This is a genomic window from Weizmannia sp. CD-2023, assembly GCF_036225245.1.
Classification (GTDB): domain Bacteria; phylum Bacillota; class Bacilli; order Bacillales; family Bacillaceae_C; genus Weizmannia; species Weizmannia faecalis.
The window spans coordinates 1-3326 of sequence record NZ_JARTJQ010000120.1; the positions used below are offsets into that span (position 1 = coordinate 1).

Sequence of the window (3326 nt, forward strand, 5' to 3'; positions counted from 1 at the left end):
AAAAAAGCCAGGCCCGAAAAGACCTGACTTTATCAGCAAGAAATTTTTTACAAATTCCTACTTTCCTACGCCGGTATGATCCGGATCAGGTCCAAAGGGTTGAAAAACGCCGGTTTTTCTCTCAGCCCGCCAGATCCGGGCACCCCTAGTAGTTTGAAAGATTATTTTTTAGCTATTATATCCCTTTCCAACGAAGATGTAAAGTTTACAATCTTTTTAAAAAAACATAACTGACTTTATCATAATCCATTTTTTCTTCATAAAACCGGTGTGCGTCTTTTCTCTGCAGGCCGGATGACAGGGACACAATGCCGTATCCGTTTTCGCCGGCCTGTTTTTCCACATGCGCCAAAAGCCTGGCGCCGTACCCTTTTGATCTGTGCGCCTCATCCGTCACCAGGTCGCATACCCAAATAAACCGCCCGTTGTACAAGGTAATCATCGGCATATAGCCGGTTACCGCCACAATGTTTCCGTCATCTATTACTGCGGCCATCTTGTAATCCGATTTTTCTGCCGCCTCTTCCACCAGCTGGAGATAGTGTTCTTCGTCCAAATGTTTACGCAGCTGTTTCATCACCGGAAACGCTGCTTTCCACTCTTCCCGGTTTGCAAGTTCTTTTATTTCCATCTGTATATCCCTTCTTTGCCTAAATGGTAATGCATAATAATCAATTCGCCTTTTTTTCCAAACATCCTGCCCCCTTCATCCACAAACCCGGCTTGTCTGTACAAATTTTGGGCAGCAACATTTTCCGTATTCACCCCAAGAACCATCTGCTCTATTTCCGGAAAATGGGTACGGACAAAATGGGGCAGCTGTTTTAAACATTGCCTGGCGTATCCTTTTCCCTGCTGGTGGAAATCGGTTGAAAACGTCCGCAGCAATATGGCATGCGGATGATTTGTATATGGCCTGGCGCCATTTTTTTCATGGAGCACAAAAAAGTTTGTGATCCGGCCATGCCGGACTGCAACAACAGGGTGCCGTTCCGGATCATCTTTTGCAAGGGCAATGGCTTCATCCGGATGGCCGGTGAAACGGAGCTGATCATCCGTTATTGTATAGTTGTCCAATTGCTGCTTGAAATCATCATTGTAAAAGACCAGTTCCAATTCCATTACCCCTTGCATGTCGTTTCTACCAAATCGAGGGATAACCGTACCATATCCCGGCAGCGAATCCCGTTTTCATATATCGTTTCAGCATAATGCCTGACGAAAAAGCCTCTGTCCACCCCGGAGATCCGGAAACCGCATTTTTGATACAAGGCCAGCTGGCTGATGCTGGAATTGCCGGTGCCTACTTCGATCGTTTTAAATCCTCTTTTTCCTGCCCTCCGGATGGCATCCAGCACAAGCCGTTTTCCAAAGCCTTTCCCTTGATGTTCTTTTGCAACCGCCACATTCGCCAATTCCACGATTCCCGGCCTCGCCGGTAGCAGGATGTAAACGCCGATCACCTTTTCTTCAATTTCCGCCACATAGCATTCTCCGCGGTTGGCATAAGCCATCACCATTTCGCGTGACGGGTCGGCAAGGAGCAGTAAATCCATCGGAAGTTTTTCCTTGCCGCCCAGCCGCCGGATGTTTAACGCATTTTTTGCTTCCAAAACTGCCAGCTCCCCATCCATATTTTGTTAAATTCTAACATATCTTTCTTTATCAGTCTATCATCCTAGGAACATTTCATCAATTCTGCCTTTTATGCAGGAATGCAAACAAAAGTTCCCCTTTTTATGATAAAATAATGGCAGACAGTACTTTTCGGGAATATAGGGAGGCGGAGATTTGGAAACGCTGTTTTTTAAAACTTTTGTTTGGCTTTGTTTTGCCGGTCTCGTGATATACACTTACCTTTATGGAAAAAATGAAGAAAAGATGGATGCAAAAGTTTTTCTGATCCGGAAAATCTGGTATTTGGTTTATTTATTTGGCGCGCTGGTTTACTGGACGATCCACCCGGCGAGCATTTTCACGGAATTTAAAAACTATGCCATCACCGCGCTTATTTTTGCGGCTATCGACGGTTTTATTTTTTTAAATATGTATTTCCGCAAAGCCGGAAAATATGAATTGGAAAGATTTACGAAAACCGTTTCTGCAAACGAGTCTTTGCTTCAGGACAATCTGTCAATGGCTAAAAATATGCTCGACATCTTGAATGATGAGGGCATCGTAGGGTATTATGGTAGTAAAGAAGGATATCTGTTAGGTTTAAAAGAAGTGCTGGCATCTTATGCGGAAAAAGCGGATATGAGCGTTAACATTTTGCCGTTTACCACCCCGCCAGAAAAAGATCAGGCATTGTACAGTTTCGCAAATCCCGGTTCCGCCCGCGCGAAATTGGACAGGCTGGAGACGGTGTATCATGTCGATGGAAACGATGCGCTCCATCCGATTTATCTTTTTCATGACGAATTGTATCTATTAAAAATATCCGGTTCCAGAGCCATTACAGAAATGGATTGTATCCTGTTTGTCATCATGGCCCATGTTTATGATTTTGCGGCTCCGCCGGACGACATGGATTGAAAAACAAGGCGGTGACAAAAATGAAAAAAAACAGCGCGCTCCTGGCACAGAGAAATGAAACCGGAAATATCCGGAGAACTTTCAGAAGAAAATCAAGAGTCCGTGTTCCTTCGGTTGGCACAAGCCCGACGACTTTAAAAATCATGAAAGAAAACGAACAGATCCTGAAAAAGTACGGCAAAAAATCTTCAGGGCAATAACAAACCGGTTATTGCCCTTCATATTTTTTCGCAGCTTTGCATACACTATTGCAGATAATCAGCTGAGGTGATCATGTGAAAAAGTTCCATAAAGAAACAAGCGTTTACTCTCCGCCCCCTTCCGCTTCCCCAATGGAAAAAAACAGAAAAAAACAGACAGCGGAACTCCTCAGCTTTATGGATAAGCTGAAAAATAAGCGGGCAACATGAAACATCCGCAGCCAGTAAAAATACAGTCAGCCCCATAAGCTTTTTTTAACATCCAGCAGCCCCCTCAGCTCAGCACTTTTTTATGAAAACTCGGCTATAACTTCCCATCCCGCCCAAAACAACAGCAGGACGCTATCTGCTGCCGCGTTTTTCAGCATTCTTAATGCGTTTTGATCAGGATGGCACCCATCACAATACAGAATTCTGAAAGGTACATCCACCAGGTTGACAGTATAGGGAAACCCGATACTACATCGAATATTTCAATCAGCACAAAAACCTATTGTTTTTTCGGGGAAAATTCCCGGTAGGCTTTCCATTCTTTTCTGAACTGCAAAATGACAAACGGAAGAATAATCAACCCAGACACCAACAAAATCA

Annotated in this window: 5 protein-coding genes and 1 riboswitch; of the genes, 2 read left to right on the forward strand and 3 right to left on the reverse strand. The window is 44.1% G+C overall.

Annotated features, from left to right (window positions below):
* Window positions 1-45 precede the first annotated feature (45 nt).
* Window positions 46-157, reverse strand: a riboswitch (TPP riboswitch).
* Window positions 158-205: 48 nt separating this feature from the next.
* Genes P9687_RS16095 through P9687_RS16105 form a run of 3 tightly spaced genes read right to left on the reverse strand, consistent with a single transcriptional unit; the run spans window position 206 to window position 1634 of the window.
* On the reverse strand, window positions 206-631 hold the full coding sequence (locus P9687_RS16095) for a GNAT family N-acetyltransferase (RefSeq protein WP_013859333.1): 426 nt from the start codon (window positions 629-631) through the stop codon (window positions 206-208).
* The gene (locus P9687_RS16100; protein WP_035188966.1) at window positions 622-1122 is read right to left on the reverse strand and encodes a GNAT family N-acetyltransferase; all 501 of its coding nucleotides are present in this window, start codon (window positions 1120-1122) and stop codon (window positions 622-624) included. Before P9687_RS16100 ends, P9687_RS16095 begins: the two co-directional genes overlap by 10 nt.
* Window positions 1122-1634, reverse strand: a complete 513-nt coding sequence (locus P9687_RS16105; RefSeq protein WP_013859331.1) for a GNAT family N-acetyltransferase — start codon at window positions 1632-1634, stop codon at window positions 1122-1124. Before P9687_RS16105 ends, P9687_RS16100 begins: the two co-directional genes overlap by 1 nt.
* 157 nt (window positions 1635-1791) lie before the next feature.
* On the opposite strand from P9687_RS16105, the gene P9687_RS16110 reads away from it, so the two are divergent.
* Window positions 1792-2535 carry a type II toxin-antitoxin system SpoIISA family toxin gene (locus P9687_RS16110; protein ID WP_328228681.1) on the forward strand — a complete coding sequence of 248 codons (744 nt, stop codon included), beginning with the start codon at window positions 1792-1794 and terminating at the stop codon, window positions 2533-2535.
* Between the two features lie 20 nt (window positions 2536-2555).
* A complete protein-coding gene (locus tag P9687_RS16115) occupies window positions 2556-2735 on the forward strand; it encodes a hypothetical protein (protein WP_029141588.1) in 180 nt (59 codons plus the stop codon).
* Window positions 2736-3326 lie beyond the last annotated feature (591 nt).

Coding starts and splice junctions, on each gene's coding strand:
- P9687_RS16095 (WP_013859333.1), bottom strand. CDS start 631: ATGGAAATAAAAGAACTTGCAAACCGGGAAGAGTGGAAAGCAGCGTTT.
- P9687_RS16115 (WP_029141588.1), top strand. CDS start 2,556: ATGAAAAAAAACAGCGCGCTCCTGGCACAGAGAAATGAAACCGGAAAT.
- P9687_RS16100 (WP_035188966.1), bottom strand. CDS start 1,122: ATGGAATTGGAACTGGTCTTTTACAATGATGATTTCAAGCAGCAATTG.
- P9687_RS16105 (WP_013859331.1), bottom strand. CDS start 1,634: ATGGATGGGGAGCTGGCAGTTTTGGAAGCAAAAAATGCGTTAAACATC.